Genomic DNA, 25,181 nt, shown 5'->3' on the forward strand with positions numbered 1-25,181 from the left:
GCTTATACTCGGAATGGATATACTTTTAAAAAATCAAAAGTCTTAGAACGATGGAACTCAAATTTCGAGACATACTTATATAAATTTTTAGGAGGCAAAACAGTGAAACGATCACTAAGATGGATAACGACTATCCTTTTCCTTACTTTATTGATTGCTATTCAATCAGGATGTAATTTTCTTAATCAGAATAACGATGGTAATAAGGCTGATGAACAAATAGAAGATCAAAATAAAGATACGGAAAACCAGCAAAACAATACTATAGAAAAAAATAATAAGGACGAGGAAAACACGAATCAGGAAAAGCCCCCAGCAGATGATAAAAATTCTAACGCATCTAAAGATAATTCCAAGCCTAAGGCAATTGAAGTTGTTACTGATCCAACTGATATTCGCGTACTAGTCAATAAGCAATTTAAACTTCCGGATGATTATGCTCCCGATGATTTAGTCTATCCTGACGTGAGATTCATCTTTAGCGAAAAGGTGGAAAAGCGCCAAATGCGTGAAGTGGCTGCAAAGGAACTAGAAAAGATGTTTGCTGCTGCTGAGAAAGACGGCATCTATTTAGCAGGCGCCTCTGGGTACCGTTCTCAAGCTACTCAAATCATTCTTTATAATAATTATGTCGATAAAGATGGCAAAGAGGCTGCCGATCGCTACAGTGCAAGGCCCGGACATAGTGAGCATCAGACTGGTTTAACAATGGATGTTTCTACATCCTCAGGAGAATGTGCTGTTCAAGACTGTTTTGCAGACACTCCTGAAGCAAAATGGCTAGCCGAGCATGCACATGACTATGGGTTTATTATTCGTTATCCAAAAGGAAAAGAAAATATAACAGGCTATCAATACGAACCATGGCATATTCGCTATGTCGGAACAGAGATTGCAAAAGAACTCTCTGAAAAGAATATTACATTAGAGGAATATTTCGGAGTAGCTGTTCCCGTAGATGGGGAAGAAGAATAGATATAGAAAGAACCGAACCTATGAAGTTTTATTTTCCATAGGTTCCTTTATTTTTCTAAAAATCTCAGACTAAGTCTAGTAGTTCGTGATCCTGGATAACATAAACGGGAAGATGGAAAATGAAGCATGTTCCTTCATTTTCTTTACTTGTCACCGTCATTGTCCCCTTGTGATAACGAATAATTTCCTTACAAATAGCAAGCCCTAAACCATTTCCATCTGCTGACTTTGTATAATATCGGTCAAATATAAATGGTAGCTCATCCTCTGGAATTCCTGTTCCCGTATCTTTAAGTAAAAAGGAGATATACTGCTCGTTTTCATCAGCAACTAACTCAAATGAAATTGTCCCCTGATCTGTAAACCTAATCGCGTTAGAGACAAGATTTTGCATCACTTGTTCTAATTTCCTTACATTTACTTCGATCAGCGGATCCCCTTCCCTTTTTTGAAGGGAGTATAGGGAAACATACTGAAGACCTGCCTTTTTTACTTCATAGCCAATTAACTGGCTTAAATGATCATACAATTGGTTAACCGGAATGTATTCAAGTTCGAAAGATAATTCTCCAGATTCCCATTTTGCTAGTTCAAATAAATCCTGGATCATCTGATTTAGAGTTAATAGTTGTTGGTAACTTCTTTCCAAAGAATACATCTGTTCTTCTTTCTGATCAATCGTGCCATCCAGTATCCCTTCAATAAATCCGCGCACAGAAGTAATGGGTGTACGGAGATCGTGGGAGATGTCTGATAAAAACTGCCGACGTATTTCCCCTGATTTAGTTAATTCTCTATTTGCTTCTTCCAGTTGCTCATAAGCTGATTCTAGAAGAGCTGTCCGCTTATTGACCTTTTCCTCTAAACTACTATATAATCTTGCATTTTCAATTGAGACAGCTGCCTGGGATGCTAGTAAATTTAATATCTCCGTCCTTTCTTGCGAAAAGGCACCTTCCAAACTATCATTTTCAAGAAATAAAATACCAATCATTTTCCCTTGATGTAAAATCGGAAAACACAATACAGATTTAGGTTGGTTCATTTTTATATAGCGATCATTTGCAAACAATCCGGCTTTTTCCATACTATGAAAGACAACGGGTTCGAGACTTTTCTCGACAAAGTTTACAATGTCTTGAGGATATTCAAATTGATCTTCTTCGGATAATAGTACGACTTCATCTACTTTTCCTTTAGCTACCAGCTTTAGCTGATCATCCGTTTTCAAAAATAACATGCCTTGTTGGGCACCGCTATTTTTTATCACAATATCTAAGAGCTTTTTTATTAACTTATCCATCATAACTTCTCCCGAAAGTGTTCGGGATGCCTTAAGAATTGTACTTATATCAATAGATGATGTATCGATATTGTTTGCTCTAGGATATTCTTCATGGTACTCACCAAACTGTTGACTGTATCGTGTTCTAAGTTGCAAAGCTATTCTTGAAGCCCCCCATTTTTCATATGCCTTAATCGCACTAGATAAAGATATTTTTGCAAGGCGAGGAAAGCCTTTTTCCAAGTAAAAACGACTAGCACAGTCACAAGCAATAGCTTCATCTTGGTTAAACCCATTTTTCCCTGCTTCTGTAACAGCTCTTTCATAATAGCGAATAGCTTCATCTTCTTGATTTTTGATCCTAGCTTCCTCCGCTTTAATAAGGAAATATTTATGGCGATAGTTTTCCGGGGCATATTTCTCCCAGTTTTTAAAAAGCCTAAGAATAAATTTAATTCGCTTAAAAATATTCTTTCGTTTGTTTGGATCAGCTTGATCATACATCCTACATAGCCATAATGCTTCATAAAAATAGAATTCTGGAACTATGACAAGAACTAGCGACCGGTCCACCGAATGATTTAGCTTTTTTATTAAATCTTCTGCTACCATTTGTTCATTGAGTAAATAAGACATTTGCAAACGGAGTGAATAATGAACAATTTCAGCCGAGTCATCATCGGTAAATTGATCACTATACCAATCTGGGATTTCCGGATTTCTATCCAAGTAGGAAATCCAGCCTTTTAATTCATTCAAGTATCTTTTAGAAAGATCAAATTGGATTTGCTGAGTAAATTGTAATTGCTGATCAATTGTTTCACTCGTTTCCTGAATCCGATGACCTTTTAGAAAGCTAGTCATACAAATAAAAGAACTGTTTGCACCAGCTAAATGGAAATTTCCCGATTTTAAACAGTTTTGTTGGGACTGGATCAAAGCCTTTTCACTCACTGCTAAATGATGCTTCCAATGATTAATAAAACTGCCATATACAAAATTAACCCTGCCTAATAACTGGGCATTCCCGCTCTCTTTAGCATAATAAAGAGCTAACTTGCCATATTCATAGCTATCATGAAAGTTATGAAAACCAGCGCTTAATATTAAGGCATAGTTATTATAAACTAGCGCCACTGAATCAGTTGTTCCATGTTTTAATGTAAAATTAAAGGCTTTTAACATCAATAAAGTGGCCAAGTTTTGATTCACGTGATAAGCAGGTGCATTCATATTAATAAAGGTTTGAACAATCAATCTTTGTTCACTATCCGTCATTTTCGGCAAATTTTTCAAATCGTCCGCTTTACGGTTTTTCAGCAAAAACTTAGAGTGCAGGAATTCCTTTGCAACCGCTAGTTTGCTTGGCTTTTCATTTAACTCCATACCAAATAAATGCAAAGCTCGCAAACCAGAACGCACTGCTTCCTCTACTCGATGTTGATGTATGAATAGCGTTATTTTTAAATTATAGATTTTCAGCTTTTCCTCTCGAGATTGAACTAAGTCCAAAGCTTGATTAAATCGTTCTTCAGCTTTATCAAATTGATTATTTGTGTAGGCCATTTCACCAATTCCGAGAATGATTTTGATGAATGTAGGATCCTGTTTCCGATCTCCAATAAGTTCATATGCCATTTCAAAAAAAGTAAGCGCTGCTTTAAAGGCTGTCCCTTTTTTCGCCTTCTCACCAGCCAACGTATTCCATTCTGCCAATTGGACCTTTTCATCACCATTCAAATGGTGATTACATTGATTTAAATGGTTAACGATATGAAATATATGATCTTCAAGGATATCTTTTTTCTTGTAATACGCAACAAGTAGCCTCCCTATAATCAAATGACTTCTTTCTCGGTCAATGAGAGACATAGATGAATAGATTGCTTGTTGGACTCTATCGTGCAAAAATTTGTAGACAAGGGGAGGAGCCTTACTATCCATATCTTTTTCTCGGTATATCCATTTATACCGAGGATCAAGAGGAAGGATTAATCCTTCCTCAAGCGCACTCATTAGTTGTTGCGCTGTTTCTAGTTCGTTCTGATTTTTTATTGCACTAAGTATGCGAATTTCAAACTGGTTTCCAATACAAGATGCCATTTCTAAAAGTTTTCGAGTCGTAGCTGGAAGACGATAAAATCGTTCTGTCACATAATGAACAATATCTTCTTGATAAGGCAGTTGATGGAGTTGGCTAATATCCATTGTCCACTTCATATGCTTCTCATTAAAAACAATCAATTGATGATCATATAATGCCTGAAATAACTGCTGGATTAAAAAGGGGTTCCCGTTTGTGATTCTTTGCATAAATCTAGCTATATATTTCGCATCTTCTTCCTCGCATTCTAATAGATAGAGTGCCCATTCATGTAAATCAGCTAATTCCAGTGGATACAGCGGGATTGTGACTAATGACACCTCATTTTTTCTTAATTCATTGATCATAATCTGGAATGGATGAATGGAATCGACTTCATTATGGCGATAGGCACCAATAACTAAAAAGTATTGCTTTTTCTGTTTTAAAGCATACTGAAGCAAGTCTAAAGTAGCTTGATCAGCCCACTGCAAATCATCAATAAACAAAACAAGTGGATGCCTCTCTGTAGCAAATACATTGATTAGATTATGAAAAGCAAAAAGAACTCGATTATGTGAATCTACTGGTGATAATGTTTCTATATTAGGTTGTTTCCCAACAATCCATTCAATCTCAGGTAAAAAGGATGAAATAACTGGTAGATGTAAAGGAACTTCAGTTAGTAACCGCTCCCTCCATTCCTCTAGTTTTTCCTTACCCTCTGACAGCACTTGTTTTAATAAATCTTTAAATGCAGCTATGAGAGGAGCATAAGGAACTTGTCGCTTAAGCAAATCAAATTTTCCAGAAATAAAATAACCTCTGTTTTGTACGAGTGGCTCCTGAATTTCATTTACTAGCGCAGTCTTTCCAACTCCTGAAATACCTTGAATGAGAATAAAGCCTTTTACCTTACTTCGGAAGGCATTAATAAGTTCTTCCTTCGCTGAATCCCTGCCAAACAATTTCCCGCCTGACTCAAAATATCGCGGTGCATCTTTTTTCGCTAATGGAAAGGACACATCTGCTTCAGTTGAATAATTTTTATCAAATTCCATCAAATCTTCTTTCAAGCCTAGCGCACTCTGATACCGTGATTCTGGCATCTTTTCTAATAATTTCATGACAATATCAGACAGCAACTTAGGGATAAGTGGATTTATCTTATTCGGGGGTACTGGCGTTTTCGCAATATGAGCGTATACAAGCTCTAATGGGTCTGTTAAATCAAATGGCATCTTACCAGTCAGCATTTCATAAAAAATGACCCCTAATGAATATAAATCAGACCGATAATCAAGATAACGATCTAATCTCCCTGTTTGCTCAGGCGAAATATAGCCGATTTGATTCCCCATTAAGTAGGGGTTTACATGTGCCTGATAGTTTTCGCGCTTTAAAAACGCAGCATGATGAAACCCAGTAATCTTAATTTCTCTTATTTTTTCGTCTATCAATATATTGCTGGGATTCAAATTTTTATGGATGATCTGGCGGTTGTGCAGATCATTGATGATGGTGGTGAGCTTAATAAAAATCTTTAACATACTATGAATGTTCATCGTAGTATTTTTTAATAAAGCATCTAATGAATTCGCTTTAAAAAAGTTGGAAATCAGATAAGGTTGATTTCCGTGAACCTTGAATGACGCTGGCTTTAATATCCCCTTAACATCAAGATTATCCATAATGTGATATTCATAGGTCGCAGCACTTATATCTTGAGGGGTTATTTGTTCTTTTGCATACTTTTTAATAAGAAATGTGTTCGTGGAAGCATGCTGAATCGCCTTAAAAAAGTGCCACGACCGATTCATCTCAACTTCTTCCACTACATCATACCCAGGCAAATAAATGTGAGTTGTTCTTTTCATAACTTCACTTCACTTTTAATGAATTGAAAAACTTTAGCAAATCTTTAAACAATTTTAAACGCCTTTTATACAAAAGATAGTAAGGTTATTGTAGAGAAAAAGATTATGGAAAACGGAATGTTATATCCTCCAATAAAGAGATATTGTGATCAAGTAATGTATGCTGCTCCGTTCCTTTTTCCTCCATTTTATAAAATCTGGGAGTGATACAATGAGGCAGGTTATGAACAAAGGTTTGGCCAAAACACAATCTTATGGTAAAGATCTAGATGAAGAATGGAAAGAATTAATCTTGACAGCTAAAAAATATGGAATAACAACAAACCAGATTCGTGCTTATTTATCTAAAGCACGTCATAAGGATTCTGAACTTATAAATCGGTAGCCGATCCCTCTTACTGTCATAATATAAACTGGGTTAGCTGGATCAGCTTCAATCTTTTTTCGTAAATTGCTAATGTGAACCATTACAGTTCTATAGTCACCAAAACTATCTTCATCCCAAACCTGTTGGAAGATTTCTTCTGGCGTATATACTCGATTAGGGTTTGCAGCCAAGAGATTTAGTATTTTATATTCCTTTACTGATAAATGAATATCTTCATTATCTACCTTTACTGAATATCGTTCTTGATCAATCAACAAACCTGGGTAAGAAATCATTTGCTTTTTTTGGCGATCAATTTGAGACTTCCCTAAGAGATGATTTCGACGTAAATGGGCCTTAACTTTGGCCACTAGTACAGACGGACTAAATGGTTTTGTAACGAAATCATCCCCGCCAATACTAAGGCCCACAATTTTATCAATGTCATCTTCTTTCGCACTCAAAAAAATGATGGGAATATCACTTTTTTGCCTCGCAATTCGACATACTTCAAAACCATCCATCCCAGGCATCATAACATCTAATATAAGCAGATCAGGCTTTTCTCTCTCCAAAATTGCCATGGCTGTATCACCATTTTCAGCTTCAACAACATGATAGCCGTCTTTAGTTAAATAGATCTGAAGCACTTTACGAATATCAGGATCATCATCAGCGATGAGGATTTTCTCCTTTATCAAACCTGTCACCCCCAAACTTTATCCCTATTAACTAGCTATAAAACTCCCGCTAAAGGAAGTTTTACTTTCTCTCTCTTTTCGGACTATATTACTAAACTATGTATATTCTAACGGAGTGGTAAGAATTATCCTTACATTTATAATTATAAGACTTTTGCCATTTGCATTCAATCAACTCTTACTACCAAGTAAAAAAGGAGCAAACAGGTCCTCCCCCTTGCTCCTTACTTCTAATCAAAATTTGTTTTTATTTAGGTCATTCGTTTTATTCCATTCACATCTCGGATTGGCAGAAACAATTCCTGCTGCTTTTGTAACTGTCAATAGTATATTAGTTGCACCTTGATGATCAGCTACATGAGAAGCTCGTACATAGGGACTTAATTCATTATTTACGATATATCGAGGAGGTAATTGATTTAGTGCAAGTGCCATTATATCATCTAAACAATGTGCACAGGTACAAGGTAAATGTAATTCATCCTTATGTTTTAACAGAACATCACGTACTACTTTTTCCATGACATTTTCAACAGGCATTTAAAAATCCTCCTATAGCTAGTAAAAATCCTTCCATTGATTCCAAGGAAAAGCATTTGGGGGTTTGGATTCAATTTTAACTAATTCTTTTTTTGTCGGGTGTTCAAATTGGAGTGATTGTGCCCAGAGAGCAATTTGTTGCCCAGGTCGATTAATCTTGTATCCATATTTTTGATCACCATAAAGTGGATGACCAATGGTGGAAAGCTGCACCCTAATTTGATGTGGTCTTCCTGTATGAAGCTGAATCGATAATAGACTTAAACCTTCTGCCTTACCGACGACCTCGTATTCCAACACAGCCTTTTTGGCTTGCTTTTGATCGGCGGAAACTGAATAAACTTGATTTTTTCGATGATCTTTTAGTAAATAATGCTCTAATCTATCTTGATCTTTTGGTGGTATTCCCCTGACAACAGCTAGGTATTTTTTGTCAAATGCTTGTCTTCGAATCGCATCCGATAAACGGGACGCTGCCTTCGATGTTTTCGCGAATACCATTACGCCGCCAACAGGTCGATCAAGACGATGAACAAGCCCTAAATAAACATTTCCTGGCTTGGCATAACGAATTTTCAAGTCCTCTTTTAAAAGCGTTAGTAAATCCGGATCACCGGTTTGGTCTTCCTGTACAGGAACATTTATGGGCTTTTCAACAACAAGTATATGATTATCTTCGAATAAAATAGGTATCTGCAAAATGATTTATGACTCCTTTTAAAAATAAGTAGTGTTAAACGAACAAATGATGACTAAAAATTGGATCACTACCCTAGCCTTTCTTCAGCTCTCTTTGTACATATTCAGGATGGTTCACATAAATGAAGCCTGATTCATCATCCAAAAAGTCCATAACTGGATCATCTCTAACAATGCGAAGACATTCCCGATCATCTATATGTAAATCTTCATGTGACTGGATTTCTGAGATGTGAACAGTCCTGCTTTTTTGAAATTCCTGATCCTCATAACTGTCCAAAGAAATATAGTACATAACGACAGGACTTTCCTCCAATGCCTTCATTATATATTCATATAGTAAAACAGAGATTTTCTTATAAAAAGGATTGTACGCTTTATAATTCCCATTCATTGGTAGAAAATTAGAACTGCATCGTGTTTGGTAACGAAGACGTACATGTTTTGAAAAGTTAAATCTCTTTTTAGTTTGTTCATCAATGTTTTCCTCAAACCATAATCCTGTAAAATCCAATTCAGATTCATAAATATTTTCTCGAATGGACCGATATCCTACAGATTCAGTCGAAAGTGGAGCATGTGATGCAATATAAGCATAATGGGTCATACAAACACCTCACACGATAAATTTTTCTTCCAATCCTCTTTTCATTATAGCCTCTCTCTCCATTATTTGGTTGAAAAAATTAAAAGGATATCTATTTATCTCCGAGAGACGGTTCAGGAAACCTAAATTTTAAATAAAAAAGCATGCGAACCCGATGTGAGAGTATCGCATGCCTTTTTTTATAGTGAGAATCCAACATTTAGAGAGTGTGAATATGCCCCATTCCTTTAATGAAAGACAATGAGAATTGAGATCAGCCTAAGCTCGTCCTTCATTTACTCGATGAAGGACAAAAAGGGGTGAATTCAACGTTCGCTTGTCCTTCATAGTAGCAACTTTTTATTGATTTTCTTCTTTCTGTTCCTTTTGCTGCTCTTCTAACTCATGTTCATACGTTTCCTTAACAACTTCCATAGATTTACCATCAATAAAGTAAGCGATGGCCGCTTCACATAACGCGTAGGTTCCGGCAGTGGCAATAAAGCCCGAAATCACACTGCCAGCGACTGGAATAATTTTCACCAATTGCCTTGCAATGGTCCGTAAAACTAAACCAGTTGCCACATTTAAGCCGAGAGCACCCATAAATTCCATGACTGACTTTTTCCCGATCTTTTGACCAGAAATCATTGCGATAGAGGCGATCATTGCGGTTTGTAACCCCGTAATAATTGGCATATCTGGTCCTGGAATAGGACTAGCCCCAATCGCCCCCGTTATCCCTGCGATACTCTTTCCCAGTCTTCGAGCGACCTTTTTTTGAACCGATTTGATTTTTGATAACTTCGCTAAGACCATTTGCGCCTCATTGGGAAGCTTCTCTATTAAATAATCTAATAACATATCAATATTCCATCTTATATCGTATACAACTTCCTCATTATCAAATTCCATATATGCTGATACAGGAATAACTTTGACAGGGTTGGAAACAGCTTCCCGCATTTTTACTTCCAGTACATTAATCGCTTCTTTAATATTTTCCTGTTTGACTGGGTGATCAAATGGAGGCTTGTCCGCTGATTTTGGGCTTAATTCATCAACCTGTGTAACGACTCCGATAATTGGAACATCATATTCATGAACTTCCTGAATGGTCTTTTTTAAAATAAGAAGCTGTTCCAAGTCCTCATCAATTCTCGAGCTAACTTCCTTGGCCTTACTCAAAAACAATACTGCATCAGGGCATTTTTCCCGAATCGATGCTTGAACTTCCTCTAAGGCTGTTCCTTTTGTAAAAGCTTCTTCAGGGTTATCGGCTTCACCTAAACCCCTTGTATCCAAAATTTCTAAAGCACCTGAATCAGATTTATAGAGATGCCATTTCCCTGCACCAGTACGGGCTTTTACATCACCAATTTCTGCTCTCTTTTCACCAAAGACCGCATTAATCAAGCTCGATTTACCAGCTCCCCTTCTCCCGACGATTGCAAATCGTGCTGGTCTTGCGTCCAATGTAAAAGCTTTTAACTGATCAAGCTCTACCCTAGCTTTCTTTTTAACCTTTTCTGGTAGCTTTGCATTTTTTAAAGCCTCATATATAGATTGAATAAGATCATGAATTTGCTTTTTATTTTCGGAATCTTGATTTTGACTCATTCATGACGCACCTCCATTATCTTTAATGAAAATGATTGTTAGACTTTGTCTAATTATATAGATAATTGGGATCTATAGTAAAGAGTCTAGGTGTTTAAACATTTGGGATAAGGCGATATGAGAATCTATACCCATAACTTACAACAAAAAACGATAAACTAGTGTAATCACGGATTTTTTTGGAATATAAAAAATAAACCAATCCTGCTCCTAAGGAGGGATTGGCTAAGTGAAATTTTAATCTTCTAATTCAACATTATGATATACTTGCTGAACATCTTCGAGATCTTCGAGTACATCAACCAATTTTTCGAACTGTGCTAGATCTTCCTCTGATAGAGCAATCCCATTTTGAGCAAGCATTGTTAATTCAGCAACCGTAAATTCTGTAATACCTGCTTGAGCGAAAGCTTCTTGTACAGCGTGGAACTGATCTGGCTCAGCATAGACGATTACAGAATCTTCCTCTTCCATGACATCACGTACATCGATGTCAGCTTCCATCAATATCTCAAATACTTCTTCTTCAGTCTTTCCTTCTATTCCAAAAACAGCAGTAGCATCAAACATATAGGCAACAGAGCCGCTGACACCCATATTTCCGCCATTTTTCCCAAATGCAGCCCGCACTTCAGAAGCTGTACGGTTCACATTATTCGTTAATGCATCGACAATAATCATCGAACCACTTGGGCCAAAACCTTCATAGCGAAGTTCATCGTAGTTTTCCTCTGCTCCGCCTTTCGCCTTTTCTATCGCCCGGTCGATAATGGCTCTAGGAACGTTATATGTTTTGGCGCGTTCAAGTACAACCTTTAGCGCTTGATTTGCTTCTGGATCTGGCTCCCCTTGTTTAGCAGCTACGTAAATTTCGCGCCCAAACTTCGCATATATACGGCTCGTATTTTTATCTTTTAACGCCTTTTTCTCTTTAATATTATTCCATTTCCGACCCATTTGTATCACTCACTTTCATTTGGATATCTGACTTACAAATTATAACTCTTGACACGTCATTTTTCGAGTAGCAAAATCTTGCAGGAAAATGAAATCTTCCAATTATCTAATCAGAAGCTTATTCCTTTATATCTTTAGACAAATGTATTAGTATATGATATTATTGCAAGAAAATTCTATTATATTATAAAGGATGGAAATTAGTGTACAAAAAAAGCGTTTGGCTATTAGTAGCTTTTATCGTGATTGTGGTCGGAACTTTAATAGTTCTTATTTTCACAGATACTGCACAAACTTCCACAGGGCCAGCTGGTAAAACTGTGCAACCAGGAATTCAAGCTTCTGTAGAGGAAAAACCTTCTATTGGCGAACAAGGGGAGCTAAATCCGTTTGGAAAAAAACTTTTTATAGCAGATTTAACGGATGGAGATTATCAAAATTACATACATAAAATGTCCCATCAAAAAATCAAGGCAGATGAAAAATGGGGACTTTACCTAATTACGCAAGAACGTATCGACTGGTTACTAGCTGGTTTAGATCAATCCGATTTAAAACACAAAAAAGTTTACAAAGAGATTCTAGAAAGATGGACAGCAGGAGACTTTTCGAGGGTCGATCGAGATCATAATGCTATTTGGAAACTGCAAAAAGGTACAATTGGAAAAGCAACAGGGATACTAAGCCCAGAAGAGGAAAAGGCCTATATCGAAAAGACAAAAGAGGGGTAAGGAGCAATTCTCTGAATCTATTGCTCCTTTTCGTTTTTCAGAAATAATACCATATGTTGTTCATCAAAATATGTATTTTCAATTTTTAATGCTCTTTTCTCTATCCCAAATGTTTCAAAACCGACCGAAGAATAGAGTTTACTTGCTGCCTCATTGGTTGTGACAACTGATAAATATAACTGTTCGATTTCTTCCAAATCCGATGCTTTCTCAATAGCGTGTAAAATCAAAGACTTTCCTATTCCAGAGCCCCGCTTTTCTGGAGTTACATACATAGCAACTATATTCGATCGATGTCTTAACTTATACCGTTGTTCTTTTACCAACGTAACAACTCCAACCAATTGATCGTCTTCAAACGCACCAAATGTAAATGAATCTTTAGATTGGAATCTACTCTCATATCTTTTAGCAGTTTGATCTTTTTCTTCTTGATAACTAGCTGCAAAAGCATGCGGACTCTCTAGTAGCGCTTCCAATCTTAACTGGTAATAAGCCTCGGCATCTTGCGGTTTTAATATTCTAATGTTCATCCATATCTCCTCATCCTTTACACATTCAGCAATATTCCGTCTGCATTAAATATCTTTAGTTTTGGCCATTTTGCTTGCCAATTTTTCGAAGCAATCCGCTTTTCGTAAACCCCCTTCTTTTCCGTAGCATAATAAGATGTCGGCCTTACTTCCATTTGAAGGACATCTTCTATGCCCCAGGGCGCCACGAAAACAACATTCCCCTCTTCATCCAATTTGGCTCCTAAAGCCGTAACTGTTTCAGGAAACTTAGCTATCCCCTCTACACTAGAGGAGTAGGGAGAAAAGCCACTTAAAAGATGCATCCTCGCCTGATTTTTGACAGACCAAGGAATACTCGGCGCCATATCAATAAGCTTCTTTTCAAATTCTCTTTCCTTGTGCTTTTCGGGATTATTCGGATCAAAATAGATCACATCAATATCTGCCAACGGAGTTCGAACTTGAAATCCGTGTAATTGATCCCATATTTTCGAACGAATAAACCCGGCACAAATCCACCAATCTGGCAGGTTTAGTTTCTGTGCGGTTTTGAGAATGTTCATCATCCAGTCATCTTCCATTATTAATTGATTAATATCTTCCGTAGTTTCTAACATATTTGTTCCCCCATATTAACAACGGAATTTCCATTAAGTCATCGATCACGAAGTCTGCATCGGCTTTATCCCAAAAAGGATCCCGCTTCCAAGCTGCCTTCATCCCTACAGCTTGAGCACCCTTTATATCATTCTTAGGATGATCGCCGACATATAAGCTCTCACTAGGCAAAACGCCGAGATCTGAGACTGACTTTTCAAAAATTTCAGGTTGGGGCTTGCTCATACCTTCCCATTCCGAAACAAGTATGGAACTAAAATATTGTTCGATTCCTAAAGCTTTTATATTATCCATTTGGAATTGGCCTCTTCCATTGGTAATGATCCCAAGTTGGACTTTACCGTGCAATTCCCCTAACATTTCGTGAAGATTTGGAAAAGCGATGCAACATTTATGAAATTCACGGACATAATCATCTAAGAGTTCTTGCCATGATATTCCACTAATAGAAAACTCAGAGACGAGTTGTTCGTATACTTTATCCTTCCAAACATATCCTCGGTGATCTAACTCAATGAATCTGGAAATATACTGATCTTTTGGAACTTGGCCAAGATACTCATTTAATCGCTCATACTGATGAACAATGAACTTTTGTAAGGATGCGTGACGATCTAATAATGTACCATCTAAGTCAAAGATTATGGCTTTAATGATAAGATTCTCCTTTCTTAGCTAAAATTTTTGTGTTATCTTTCATTTTTCATATAAATTTATTAGTACTGCAGCGATTGATCTTTTTTTTATCATGTTCTGCTATTTCCCAAAAAGAAGGTGCTCTCTATAACTTCCGAATTTCCCCTTCTGAAAGATCGGTCATCTTTTCAATTTCCCTAATCGAGTAGCCTTCCTGCAACATCTTTTTCGCGATCTCCCGTTGCTTCCTTTCCAATCCTTGTTCAATCCCCTGTGATATTCCTTTTTCTATTCCTTCTTCCCTTATCATTTTCTCCACTTCATTCCAAGTGGGCGGCAGGTTGTTTCGATCCAGATAGAGCATAGTTTTGTCCTCCTCCGTCAAAATAACTTCCTTTCTTAACTTTTCTGTTAGTTCTTGTGGAATTTGTAGTAGATAATCAATGAAGTAGATAAGTGCAGAAATATACAGGTGACGTTCTTCGTAGGGAAAATCTTTGTTCTGCAAAATGAATCGCATTAATTTTACCTTAAACTGGTAACGCCTATTGGTGTCATCCTTGGCCTCATTCGCATATTTACCTGCTAATACAGCAAAGGCAAATGGATTATCAGACCTCAAGAGTTGGTCTTCTTTCTGATCAGAAAACTTGTAAGTATTATATTCGTATGTTAGTGTTGTGCCAAAAGTAGCACGTTGATACATATTTGGACGGAAAGAATTTGAGGCATCTGCTAACAAGGCAATAGCAATAATATCCCGATCATATTTATCAAAAATACGATAATAGTAACGGAACATCCTTTTTGAAAAATCAAGATCTCTGTCTCCTTGTACTTCTATATGAATAAGTAGCCATTTTTCTATCCCGTTATTTAGAAAAACCTTAACTATTTGATCTGCAATCTGTCTTCCCTTTTTCTCCTGAATAATCTCTTGAAAGAGCTCCTGCTGCAAAAACTCTGGTTCCTTTGAAAAGTCAATTGCCTCATAAAGATCAACAGCAAAAAATAAAATAAATTCTTCAAAAAGTTCATATATCAATTTTTTCCAGAGTCCATCATAATCTACAACAGCATATTCAGAAGGCCCGTCCAAAACCATACTAGTCACCACTAGTCTATCACATCCTTAATCCTATTGATATGTTCATTATACACAATCAGAACATAAGTTCCAATAAATATTCAGATAAAGGTGATAATTGAAGTCGCAATTCAGATAATGGTTACCTTCCTTCTTAGAAACTGAGAAAATAACTTTACTTCCTCTGTCTCCACTTTTGAAACCAAATACGTTTTGGAAGCAGGTGGTTTAATGTTTACTGACGCTATTTCTATGAATTTCCCCTTCTCCAACTCCTCCTTTGCCATTGAATAGGGCAAATATGAAACACCCAGTCCAGCTTCGATAAATCGCTTCGTTACTTCCACTTGGTTTACAGCCATTGTTTTCACAGATGGACAAATGTATTTTATTTGCGGCAATAATTCATCCCAGTAATCCGGATGATTATCTGTTATCAATCGATAGCTTTGTAATATAGAGCGCTCGTCTATAGTGTTGTCACTTCGCATGGATGAACTCCCGACTAAAATAACTTGCTCTTCATGGATATTTTCGCATTGGATATTCGTCTGGATTGGTTGGATTCTCGTTAAACCTAAGTCAGATCTTCCTAAGCTTACCTCTCCCCCAACCTCGTATGACTTCAGTACATTGATGACCACCTCGATCTTAGGAAACTCCTCGATAAAAGCTCTTAATAAAGATGGTAAAAAGGAGGCTGCTATTTGCGGAGCAACAGCAATCGTAAGTTTCTGTTGATAGCCTTGTTTCCACGCTTCGAATTCGGTGATCCCTTGCTCATATTTTTCGATTATTTCTTTCGCAATCGGCTGAAAGCGATGGCCAGCTGCTGTTAAAGTTACCATCTTTCCTTCTCTCTTAAACAACTGTATATTTAGGCTTTCTTCTAATCTCTTAATATGCTTCGACACAGCTGGTTGTGTTAAATAAAGTTCCTCGGATGCCTTGCGGAAATTCTCATATTGGGCAGCGCTTAAAAAGGTTTCAATCCATTTCATCTCCATAGTCATTCACCTTTCAATAACAGTACGTTATCAATAAATTCATATTTTGTTAATTCCCATTATATGGCTAACCAAGTATACTTTCATTAAAATCTTATTATTCGGGGGGAACAATAGATGGATCAAATAAATACGCAGTGGAACTCAAAGTTATATGATCAAAGCCATTCCTTTGTCTCGAGATTTGGGCAGGATGTTGTAGAATTATTAGCCCCCATGGCGGGAGAAAGAATTTTGGACCTTGGGTGTGGAACTGGAGATTTGGCCTATCAACTTATCGAACAAGGTGCTCATATAGTCGGGATTGACCAATCAGAAAGTATGATTCGGGAAGCAAAAGAAAAATATCCTCACATTCCATTCATCGTTGAAGACGCAACAGCCATTCAATTCTATCAAGAATTCGATGCCGTTTTTTCTAATGCTACTTTGCATTGGATTAAAGAAGCAAAACAAGTTTTATCATGCATTTATAATTCATTGAAACATGGCGGGAGATTTGTCGCAGAGTTTGGCGGCAAGGGAAATGTTGAACAAATTACGAAGGTAGTTCTTCAACAAATGGACCAATTAGATATCAATTTTTCGAAGGAGAAATTCCCTTGGTATTTCCCAAGCGTTGGCGAATATACGTCATTAATGGAGGAAGTTGGATTTAAAGTCACCTTCGCTCACCATTTTGAGAGGCCCACTCCATTGGAGGGCATTAACGGATTACGCAATTGGATGGAAATGTTTGGTGAAGCATTTTTTACAGAAGTATCTGCAGAACAAAAAGAGCAAATTATTACAGGGATGGAAGATCAATTAAAGGCTACCATGTTTCAGACTGGGGAATGGATAGCAGATTATTGTAGATTACGGGTTATCGGAATAAAAGAATAGAACAGAAGGAGCACAGCCTTCTGTTCTTAGTTCATACTTATTCTTACTTTTTCTGAAATCATGACGACTTCTGTTTTTAGATCAACTGGTCTAACCGTTTCATCGATACATTCATTCCAAAATTCTAAATGCTTCTTATCAATCCAGTGCTCAGACGTCTCTACATTTTGTCCACCTTCACCCTGAATTGAATACCAGTATAAATACTCATCTCCATTAAGATGTTCACGAAAGATCGTCTCTACAAACATCTTTTCACCGTCTAAGGTAACTAAGACATCGTTCATATTTTCTTTTAAAAAAGCGAGCCATTCATCGACTCGTTTCGATTTACCTTCTTTAACTTTGAATCTTGTTAACTCTACATTCATTTATTCTCTACCTTTCTATTTCACAACGATTGGTACTGAAGTAGCCAATGCACTGCATCCAGCAGATTTTCAGCAATGTAATCCGGCTCCACATACTCCCATGTATGACGGTATTCATGCAGGGAGTCTCTCCCCCATCCTGTCAAAACTAAAATTTTTAGAGCACCCACCGCATGTGCTGCCAACATATCCGTAGAACCAACATCCCCTATTACACATGTTTTCGTAAGATCAAGATTATGCTTTTCCGCAGCTTCTAAGAGCATTCCAGGCTCCGGCTTATGACATTGACAACCGGACTTAGAACTGTGAGGACAGATAAAGGCATCGTCAAAGTCAAATTGCTTAAATTCTTCATAAAAATCTTCGAGTGTCGCTTCTCCTCGGCTAATACGATGCTGATTCGTCAATGCATATCGTTTAATTCCTTCTTGCTTTAAAATCGAAAGGGCATCGCGACTATACGAATATGGTATGAATTCTCTTGGATGAATGAAATGACCCGTTCCTCCGACAGTTCCATCACGGTCTATAAATACAGCCTCAATCCTATTCATATATTTGTACACTCTCCTCATCCAATATTAACTCACTACTTATCATTTTGTCTTAATTACCTGAGAAATTTGCCCTTTATTTAAGGGTACAGGAGTTCTTACTGTAATGATAGTGTAAATCTTTTATTAATGAGAGCTAAATTTACAGTAATTCCCGCTTGCATTATAAATAGATGTAGATTTATCATAAAAATATTCAATCATGACCTTTTTTTAATTAAAAATTTGCCCACAGGAAAAATAATTTATATAAGCAATATTTCATGGAGTGAGGAAAATGGACAAACAGGATCAATCATCAAACTCCCATCACGGCTGGTTAAAACGCAGTTCAAATATTAGTCTAGAAGAAGTAAATAATTCCGTTCGTATTCCTGAAAATGCGGGTTTTTGGAGGAAATTCTTTGCCTTTGCCGGACCCGGTTCTTTAGTAGCAGTTGGCTATGTCGATCCAGGCAACTGGGCGACTTCGATTGCTGGGGGAGCTCGATTTGGTTATACATTGTTATCGATCATTTTGATCGCAAACTTAATGGCTATATTACTGCAAACTTTATCGGCAAAATTGGGAATTGTGACCGGGAGGGACTTAGCTCAAGCGACAAGAGATGCAACTGGAAAAAAACTTTCATTCGTTCTTTGGATTTTAACAGAATTAGCAATCATTGCGACCGACCTCGCAGAAGTAATAGGATCTGCGATTGCGTTGAATTTGCTTTTCGGTATTCCATTATTAGGTGGAATTTTGATTACAACTGCGGATGTCTTACTTTTATTATTATTACAGAAAAAGGGCTTCCGGATCATTGAATCAATTGTGATTGTCTTAATGGTCACGATATTTGGTGTGTTCGTGTTTGAAGTCATTGCTTCTAAACCTGAAATTTCCGAGCTACTGAATGGTTATTTACCAAAGCCTGAAATTGTGACCAACCCGGAAATGCTTTTTATTTCACTAGGAATTCTCGGGGCAACAGTTATGCCCCATAATCTTTACCTTCATTCATCCATTGTACAAACACGCCAATATAAACGTACAGTGGCGGGAAAAAAGGAAGCGATCAAATTTTCTGTCATGGATTCCACATTCTCTTTGACTGTAGCCTTTTTAATTAATTCAGCGATTTTAATTCTTGGTGCCGCAGCCTTCCATGGTAAAGGAATTCAAGTATCGGAAATTGAGGAGGCTTATAAACTGTTAAGCCCTTCAGTAGGGGTTGGAATTGCCGGCACACTATTTGCTGTTGCCTTATTAGCGTCAGGACAGAATTCAACGATAACAGGAACACTATCCGGACAAATAGTAATGGAAGGGTTTATTCATTTACGAATTTCTCCTTGGCTTCGGCGGATCATCACTCGTTTGATTGCAGTCGTACCAGCCTTTGTTGTCACATGGATAGCTGGTTCTCGAGGGACAGCAGATCTTCTACTATGGAGTCAAGTTATACTTAGTCTCCAGCTGCCTTTCGCTGTCGTCCCATTAGTGTTATTTACGAGTAGTAAAGAGAAAATGGGTGAGTTTGCGAATAATACTTGGGTGAAATGGCTTGCGTGGATTTGCACAGGCGCGATGATTGTTCTGAATATCTTTTTGGTTGGTTATATTATTGTTACAGGCCATGATTTAGGTTAATTAGAGATGAACATTTTAGGGTAGCACTGTATAACGGATAGTCCCTTCGAATAAAGAGGATTCCCTTTTAGCTTAAGTAGTTCTCTTTCCGTAGAGAGTAAATCACTTAATAATTTCACAGCATCTTTAACAAACATTTCAACACTTGTTGAACATACAAAACGCTTGGGTAAGTTATTAAACTGCCCAAGCCTCTTTCTATGTTTCATTTAATTTGTCTTGCTCCATTACGAACGCACGATAGAAAAGGGTTCATTCATTATGACATGAACTAAGGTGGACATACAGCTAATTAATATTAGGATAGAAAAGATTAAACCCTATTGGCTCAACCCCAATTACCAATTCATTCCTTCCATTCAGTCTTAAAAACGGCCTCAAATCTTTACAAGATCTTTACAATTCTTCCATATCATAGCCCATCGAATTGTCCTATAATGAACGATATTACTCTAATTCATATAAAGGAGTTAATAATGGCTCAAACTTCAATAAAGAAAAGATTAAAGCTACTTTTAGAAGTTCTTATTGTTTCAACAAGGCTTGGGCTAACATCTTTTGGAGGGCCCACAGCTCATTTAGGTTATTTTCACGAGGAATATATCCGCAGAAGAAAATGGATGGACGAAAAAAGTTATGCTGATTTAGTTGCATTGGCGCAATTTTTACCTGGACCTGCCAGCAGCCAAGTTGGAATTGGGATTGGCGTTATGCGGGCTGGTGTATTAGGAGGAATCACTTCCTTTATTGGATTTACGCTCCCATCCGTCATCGCCCTTATCCTATTTGCTATATTTCTCGATCAATTTGATGTCGCACAAGCTGGATGGATTCGTGGTTTAAAAATTGTCGCTGTGGCTGTCGTTGCTCACGCCATTATTGGGATGGCTCAAAACCTGACACCAGACTTAACGCGAAAGGCAATCGCTTTATTGGCACTAGTTGGGACACTCATGTGGCAGTCGTCCTTTGCACAAGTAACTGTAATTATTATCGCTGCGTTGCTTGGATTTATTCTGTATAAGAATCATGTGGAAGATAGTGCTGCTAGAATGCTATTTCCGATTTCTAAGAGATTTGCGGTAGGTTGTCTTATTTTATTTTTCGGCTTACTACTTTTATTACCAATTATGAGAGAGTTAACAGAATCAACTTGGATTGCCTTGTTTGATGGATTTTATCGATCCGGGTCTTTCGTTTTTGGTGGCGGTCATGTCGTTCTGCCATTACTTGAAAAAGAATTTGTTCCGACTGGTTGGTTAAGTGGGGAAGCATTTCTAGCTGGATATGGGGTAACACAAGCCGTACCAGGTCCGCTCTTTACGTTTGCCGCATACTTAGGAACTGTTATGAACGGATGGCAAGGGGGATTGATAGCAACGGCTGCCATCTTTTCACCTGCATTTCTCCTTATTTTTGGTACGTTACCGTTTTGGGATACATTGCGCAACAATCCTAAAATGAAAGGAGCTATTATGGGGGTCAATGCAGCAGTTGTCGGAATCTTAATCTCGGCCTTTTATCACCCTATCTTTACTAGCTCTATCTTAGACCCTATTGATTTTGCTTTAGCCGCTGTTTTGTTTAGTTTACTTGCCTTTTGGAAGCTTCCCCCGTGGATTGTTGTGGTGGCAGGGATGATAGGTGGTTCGCTTTTTACATTGCTATAGAGAACTGTACTTTATCAAAAGTCCAAATAGAAATGGAGAATAGATTACTAATTGTTTCTAGTAATCTATTCTCCACTTGCTTATGGGTTTATTTCTAACTTAAATTGTAGCGGGCTTTTCTTGTGCTTCTGGTTGAACAAGAGCATAGTTTTCCCACGCTCTGCTTCTCCAACGGAAAAACATAATAACCGCTCGAGTCCACTCATCGGCCGCAATCGCTAACCATACGCCCGGAAGACCCATATCAAGATGGAATACGAAGAAATAGCCTAATGGCAAGCTCATCATCACCATCGAAAATGCACCGATTAAAACTGGGTATTTTGCATCTCCTGCAGCACGTAAGGAGTTAATGATAACGATATTAATCGTGCGTCCTGTTTCTAAAACAATACTTAATAAAAGAACCGAAGCTCCAATTTTTATAATTTGCGTATTATCTGTAAAAATGCCCATCAACTGTGTACGGAAGATCACAACGAGAATAACCAATCCTACCGTTATACCAATTGACCATTTCACACTACCCCAAACCCTCTTGTAAGCAGCGTCCTTTTCGTTCGCTCCAACGAGACGCCCCACGATAATCGCTGTTCCCATACCTGTCGCAATCGCAAATAAATACGTAAACATTGAAATATTATTGGCATACTGTCTTGCGGCTAGTGATTCATCTCCAAGATATGTGACAAAGTATAAGAAGACAATTTGGCAAGATTGGTACATCACTTGTTCAAAAGCTGACGGAATACCGATCTTTAAAATTTTCCCGATATATTCTTTTGATAAAGTAATATAATATTTAAACTTCACATGAACATTAAGAGCTTTATACATTAATATGAAAAAGACGATTAGTGCGAGAAAGCGGCTAAGTACAGAAGATATAGCAGCACCTTGAACGCCTAATTCTGGAAAACCAAATTTACCAAAAATCAATAAATAGTTTCCGATAATATGAACAATATTCATTCCTAAAGAAACGAACATCGCCTGTTTTGTCCACCCATGAACACGAACGATGGCTGCTAATGAATTAATGAGTGCTTGAAGAAAGATCGCTCCTCCAACAATTCCTAAGTAATGGGTAGCATAGTAAAGAACATCACCTTGCAAATTCATAGCTGTCATCATATAGTTTGAAAAGACTAGAAAACCAGCACTAATAACAAGACCAACCATTAAATTTAACGTTACCGCCAATGCGGATATTTTCGAGGCTTCCTTGTACCGCTTCGATCCAAGATATTGAGAAACGACTATTGCCGCCCCATTTCCAATTACCTCTAATACTAAAATTGCAATTGTAAGATATTGGTTCGCTGCCCCTACACCGGAGACTGCGTCATCTGACAGCGCACTTAGCATCAATGTATCTGCAATTCCCATGAACATGAAAAGAGATACTTCTAAAAAAATTGGCCATGTCAAATGAAATAAATTCAATTCTGACCCCTTGATTTTCTTCACGCTATCATCCGCCCTCCTTCTATAATTAAATTCAAACAAAGGGTATCTTACCACCAAAAAGAGCGATTGACTAGATGAATTTAATGGATAAAAAAGAAATTTTAATCTTAATCCGCTTTCATATAGAAAATGGTTTTCTCCAACTAATTCCTTAGTTGTTGTATGGACTTAATTCCCCTTTTCCTTTAATGGGTTTACAAAGAAATACAGTTGATGTGTAATAATATGTAACTACCAAAATGATTGGAGGGCTTTCCTTGTCTTCTACAACCTTGTTTGTATTAGCTGCTGTGATTGCAGTTATCTCTATTCTTATTGTTTTTAAAATTAATTTGGATAAGCTAAAACAGAGCCCTGAAAATAGGGATACACTTCAAACGAAGTTTTTTATCGGAGTGGCGATTGCCGAAATCATTCCTATTATTCTAGTCGTACTTGCATTTGCAGCAAGTAAAACAGTTACAGCAACGAGTGATTTGTATGTTCCTGGATTAATTATCCTTTTAACATTTGTTTTTGCACCATTCTTTATTTTTTTACAAACTAAAGTGGATGTAACAGAGAAAAATCGAGGAATTGTAACGACCTTTGCCTTTATGGGAATGTCTATAGCGCTTAGTATTCCTATCGTTTCCTTGGTCGGTCTTATTACTTTAATGCCATAAAGAAAAAACCCGCCGATTGTTTGGCGGGAATTTTTATGTGCATATTTGTTTTTCCTTTTACAATGATTGTAACGCATCTTTAATCGCCGTATCACCTGAAACTAGATCAAAAGAGCGGTTGAAAGTTCGTTCCTCATCAATAACCGCCAAAATTGTTCGCGCCACATCTTCACGAGGGATAAAGCTTCTTTCCAAGTTTTCCGCAATGGATACTTTGCCCGTTCCCAGTTCATTCAACAGTCCTCCTGGTCGGAGAATCGTATAGGTCAAATTACTTTGTGCTAATACTCTATCCGCATAATGTTTCGCTACATAATAAGGTCTAATCTTCTCATTCCAATTTTCTCGATGATGTGCTTGGAGCGCGCTAACCATGATAAACCTATCAATCCCTGCCTTTTCGGCTGCCTCCACCGTTTTAACAGCCCCATCCAAATCGATCAAGAGTGTTTTGTCAGCGCCTGTATGTCCACCGGATCCTGCAGTAAAGACAATAACATCGCATCCTTTGGCAACTTCTGCTATTTCATCTACACTGCCTTCTAAATCTGCCTTCACCGCTTCTATTCCCTGAGATTCTAGAAGTTTTACTTGTTCTTCTCTCCTCACCATCGCTCTTACTGTATACTTCTCGCTCGCATGTAAGAACTGTACAAGCTGACTCCCAATTTGACCGTTTGCTCCTACAACCAAAACTTTCATAAAATCAAACTCCCTTTTCCTGACTAATTGCTTGCTTCATTTTTTATTGTTCCATTCGCCTCGAATAATATCAAATGATTCCCATAAAACAAATATTCAGAAATATATAAACGTGATATACTTTACCTTTAAATAATTTTACTTAAAGAAGGTGCAATAATGCCATACTTTGAAAGAACGAAAAGGTTATCCAATATTTTTTTTGCTTTGTCAGCCATCTTTCTAATCGTGACTGTCGTTATCTTTTTCAATGGTGATGTTTATTGGGCATTTTTTCACTATGGGGATATTGATCTGATGACAATAATCTTTACAGTAAGCTTAATCACTACTCTATTTATATTGGCTCTTGGTATTTCATTAAGATCAATCGCACTTGATGCGAGAGAAGAAATTCAGTTTATTAAAAAGCAGATAACTAAATTAGATGATTGATATCTTTCCAATACTTCTTATGAACCGTTACACATGGTTTTCCCTGCTTCGGGAGAATAGATGCGCCCTACTCGACCGTTGCACATGGTTCCACTTCCTTCGGGAGAATAGAAGCACCCTATTCGACCGTTACACATGGTTTTCCTTTCTTCGGTCGAATAGAAGCGCCCTACTCGACCGTTGCACGGGGTTCCACTTCCTTCGGTCGAATAGAAGCACCCTATTCGACCGTTGCACGGGGTTCCACTTCCTTCGGTCGAATAGAAGCACCCTATTCGACCGTTACACATGGTTTTCCCTGCTTCGGGAGAATAGAAGCGCCCTATTCGACCGTTGCACGGGGTTCCACTTCCTTCGGTCGAATAGAAGCACCCTATTCGACCGTTGCACATGGTTTTCCTTTCTTCGGTCGAATAGAAGCGCCCTACTCGACCGTTGCACGGGGTTCCACTTCCTTTGGGAGAATAGAAGCGCCCTACTCGACCGTTACACGAAGTTCCACTTCC

Annotated in this window: 25 protein-coding genes; 8 read left to right on the forward strand and 17 right to left on the reverse strand. The window is 37.7% G+C overall.

Annotation, left to right across the window (positions count from 1 at the left end):
* The first annotated feature begins 102 nt into the window (after window positions 1-102).
* The gene (locus BN1243_RS12540; RefSeq protein ID WP_062107306.1) at window positions 103-975 is read left to right on the forward strand and encodes a M15 family metallopeptidase; all 873 of its coding nucleotides are present in this window, start codon (window positions 103-105) and stop codon (window positions 973-975) included.
* A 64-nt stretch (window positions 976-1,039) separates the two neighbouring features.
* On the opposite strand, the gene BN1243_RS12545 is transcribed toward BN1243_RS12540, so the two are convergent.
* A complete protein-coding gene (locus BN1243_RS12545; RefSeq protein ID WP_062107308.1) occupies window positions 1,040-6,220 on the reverse strand; it encodes an ATP-binding sensor histidine kinase in 5,181 nt (1,726 codons plus the stop codon).
* Window positions 6,221-6,431: 211 nt separating this feature from the next.
* Between BN1243_RS12545 and BN1243_RS22120 the strand changes: the two genes are divergently transcribed.
* The gene (locus BN1243_RS22120) at window positions 6,432-6,605 is read left to right on the forward strand and encodes an anti-repressor SinI family protein (RefSeq protein WP_230200193.1); all 174 of its coding nucleotides are present in this window, start codon (window positions 6,432-6,434) and stop codon (window positions 6,603-6,605) included.
* On the opposite strand, the gene BN1243_RS12550 is transcribed toward BN1243_RS22120, so the two are convergent.
* The 6 genes from BN1243_RS12550 to BN1243_RS12575 form a co-directional block, all read right to left on the reverse strand.
* The gene (locus BN1243_RS12550; RefSeq protein WP_062107310.1) at window positions 6,575-7,288 is read right to left on the reverse strand and encodes a response regulator transcription factor; all 714 of its coding nucleotides are present in this window, start codon (window positions 7,286-7,288) and stop codon (window positions 6,575-6,577) included. The two genes, BN1243_RS22120 and BN1243_RS12550, sit on opposite strands and share 31 nt — an antisense overlap.
* A gap of 234 nt (window positions 7,289-7,522) precedes the next feature.
* On the reverse strand, window positions 7,523-7,828 hold the full coding sequence (locus tag BN1243_RS12555) for a late competence development ComFB family protein (protein ID WP_062107312.1): 306 nt from the start codon (window positions 7,826-7,828) through the stop codon (window positions 7,523-7,525).
* 18 nt (window positions 7,829-7,846) lie between these two features.
* Window positions 7,847-8,527 (reverse strand): RluA family pseudouridine synthase, encoded by a 681-nt coding sequence (locus BN1243_RS12560; RefSeq protein ID WP_062107313.1) that lies wholly within the window; start codon window positions 8,525-8,527, stop codon window positions 7,847-7,849.
* 73 nt (window positions 8,528-8,600) lie between these two features.
* Window positions 8,601-9,134, reverse strand: a complete 534-nt coding sequence (locus tag BN1243_RS12565; protein ID WP_062107314.1) for a hypothetical protein — start codon at window positions 9,132-9,134, stop codon at window positions 8,601-8,603.
* Window positions 9,135-9,473: 339 nt separating this feature from the next.
* Window positions 9,474-10,733, reverse strand: a complete 1,260-nt coding sequence (locus BN1243_RS12570) for a GTPase (RefSeq protein ID WP_062107316.1) — start codon at window positions 10,731-10,733, stop codon at window positions 9,474-9,476.
* A 237-nt stretch (window positions 10,734-10,970) separates the two neighbouring features.
* The gene (locus BN1243_RS12575) at window positions 10,971-11,690 is read right to left on the reverse strand and encodes a YebC/PmpR family DNA-binding transcriptional regulator (RefSeq protein WP_062107318.1); all 720 of its coding nucleotides are present in this window, start codon (window positions 11,688-11,690) and stop codon (window positions 10,971-10,973) included.
* A 203-nt stretch (window positions 11,691-11,893) separates the two neighbouring features.
* Between BN1243_RS12575 and BN1243_RS12580 the strand changes: the two genes are divergently transcribed.
* Entirely contained in the window at window positions 11,894-12,421 is a 528-nt protein-coding gene (locus tag BN1243_RS12580; RefSeq protein WP_062107320.1) for a DUF6241 domain-containing protein, read from the forward strand.
* Between the two features lie 17 nt (window positions 12,422-12,438).
* On the opposite strand, the gene BN1243_RS12585 is transcribed toward BN1243_RS12580, so the two are convergent.
* From BN1243_RS12585 to BN1243_RS12605, 5 genes are all read right to left on the reverse strand, one after another.
* Entirely contained in the window at window positions 12,439-12,954 is a 516-nt protein-coding gene (locus BN1243_RS12585; RefSeq protein WP_062107322.1) for a GNAT family N-acetyltransferase, read from the reverse strand.
* A 17-nt stretch (window positions 12,955-12,971) separates the two neighbouring features.
* Window positions 12,972-13,553 carry a nucleotidyltransferase family protein gene (locus tag BN1243_RS12590; protein WP_062107324.1) on the reverse strand — a complete coding sequence of 194 codons (582 nt, stop codon included), beginning with the start codon at window positions 13,551-13,553 and terminating at the stop codon, window positions 12,972-12,974.
* Window positions 13,528-14,211, reverse strand: coding sequence for an HAD family hydrolase (locus BN1243_RS12595; protein WP_062107326.1), 684 nt, complete (start codon window positions 14,209-14,211; stop codon window positions 13,528-13,530). The genes BN1243_RS12590 and BN1243_RS12595 overlap by 26 nt, the downstream gene beginning before the upstream one ends.
* A gap of 124 nt (window positions 14,212-14,335) precedes the next feature.
* Complete coding sequence (locus BN1243_RS12600) at window positions 14,336-15,307, reverse strand: RpnC/YadD family protein (protein WP_230200194.1); 972 nt, start codon at window positions 15,305-15,307, stop codon at window positions 14,336-14,338.
* Between the two features lie 101 nt (window positions 15,308-15,408).
* Complete coding sequence (locus tag BN1243_RS12605) at window positions 15,409-16,284, reverse strand: LysR family transcriptional regulator (protein WP_062107329.1); 876 nt, start codon at window positions 16,282-16,284, stop codon at window positions 15,409-15,411.
* A gap of 117 nt (window positions 16,285-16,401) precedes the next feature.
* On the opposite strand from BN1243_RS12605, the gene BN1243_RS12610 reads away from it, so the two are divergent.
* Window positions 16,402-17,169, forward strand: a complete 768-nt coding sequence (locus BN1243_RS12610) for a class I SAM-dependent methyltransferase (protein ID WP_062107331.1) — start codon at window positions 16,402-16,404, stop codon at window positions 17,167-17,169.
* 26 nt (window positions 17,170-17,195) lie between these two features.
* On the opposite strand, the gene BN1243_RS12615 is transcribed toward BN1243_RS12610, so the two are convergent.
* Together BN1243_RS12615 and BN1243_RS12620 are read right to left on the reverse strand one after the other, a co-directional pair.
* A complete protein-coding gene (locus BN1243_RS12615) occupies window positions 17,196-17,540 on the reverse strand; it encodes a DUF6176 family protein (protein ID WP_062107333.1) in 345 nt (114 codons plus the stop codon).
* Between the two features lie 20 nt (window positions 17,541-17,560).
* Window positions 17,561-18,097 (reverse strand): HAD-IIIA family hydrolase, encoded by a 537-nt coding sequence (locus BN1243_RS12620; protein ID WP_062107335.1) that lies wholly within the window; start codon window positions 18,095-18,097, stop codon window positions 17,561-17,563.
* A 277-nt stretch (window positions 18,098-18,374) separates the two neighbouring features.
* On the opposite strand from BN1243_RS12620, the gene BN1243_RS12625 reads away from it, so the two are divergent.
* Entirely contained in the window at window positions 18,375-19,733 is a 1,359-nt protein-coding gene (locus BN1243_RS12625) for an Nramp family divalent metal transporter (RefSeq protein WP_062107337.1), read from the forward strand.
* On the opposite strand, the gene BN1243_RS12630 is transcribed toward BN1243_RS12625, so the two are convergent.
* On the reverse strand, window positions 19,730-19,942 hold the full coding sequence (locus BN1243_RS12630) for a hypothetical protein (protein WP_062107340.1): 213 nt from the start codon (window positions 19,940-19,942) through the stop codon (window positions 19,730-19,732). The genes BN1243_RS12625 and BN1243_RS12630 overlap by 4 nt on opposite strands.
* 267 nt (window positions 19,943-20,209) lie before the next feature.
* Here BN1243_RS12630 and BN1243_RS12635 point away from each other — a divergent pair, with 267 nt between their 5' ends.
* The gene (locus BN1243_RS12635) at window positions 20,210-21,403 is read left to right on the forward strand and encodes a chromate transporter (RefSeq protein WP_062107342.1); all 1,194 of its coding nucleotides are present in this window, start codon (window positions 20,210-20,212) and stop codon (window positions 21,401-21,403) included.
* A gap of 99 nt (window positions 21,404-21,502) precedes the next feature.
* Here BN1243_RS12635 and BN1243_RS12640 read toward each other — a convergent pair whose 3' ends face one another.
* Window positions 21,503-22,873: an MATE family efflux transporter gene (locus BN1243_RS12640; RefSeq protein ID WP_407638858.1), complete on the reverse strand. Its 1,371-nt coding sequence runs from the start codon at window positions 22,871-22,873 to the stop codon at window positions 21,503-21,505.
* A 257-nt stretch (window positions 22,874-23,130) separates the two neighbouring features.
* On the opposite strand from BN1243_RS12640, the gene BN1243_RS12645 reads away from it, so the two are divergent.
* Complete coding sequence (locus tag BN1243_RS12645) at window positions 23,131-23,538, forward strand: hypothetical protein (RefSeq protein ID WP_230200195.1); 408 nt, start codon at window positions 23,131-23,133, stop codon at window positions 23,536-23,538.
* A 57-nt stretch (window positions 23,539-23,595) separates the two neighbouring features.
* Here BN1243_RS12645 and BN1243_RS12650 read toward each other — a convergent pair whose 3' ends face one another.
* Complete coding sequence (locus BN1243_RS12650) at window positions 23,596-24,240, reverse strand: SDR family oxidoreductase (protein ID WP_062107346.1); 645 nt, start codon at window positions 24,238-24,240, stop codon at window positions 23,596-23,598.
* A 159-nt stretch (window positions 24,241-24,399) separates the two neighbouring features.
* Here BN1243_RS12650 and BN1243_RS12655 point away from each other — a divergent pair, with 159 nt between their 5' ends.
* Window positions 24,400-24,675, forward strand: a complete 276-nt coding sequence (locus tag BN1243_RS12655) for a hypothetical protein (RefSeq protein WP_062107348.1) — start codon at window positions 24,400-24,402, stop codon at window positions 24,673-24,675.
* Window positions 24,676-25,181: the final 506 nt, after the last annotated feature.

The sequence above is a fragment of the Bacillus niameyensis genome, from assembly GCF_001375535.1.
GTDB lineage: Bacteria > Bacillota > Bacilli > Bacillales > Bacillaceae_C > Lederbergia > Lederbergia niameyensis.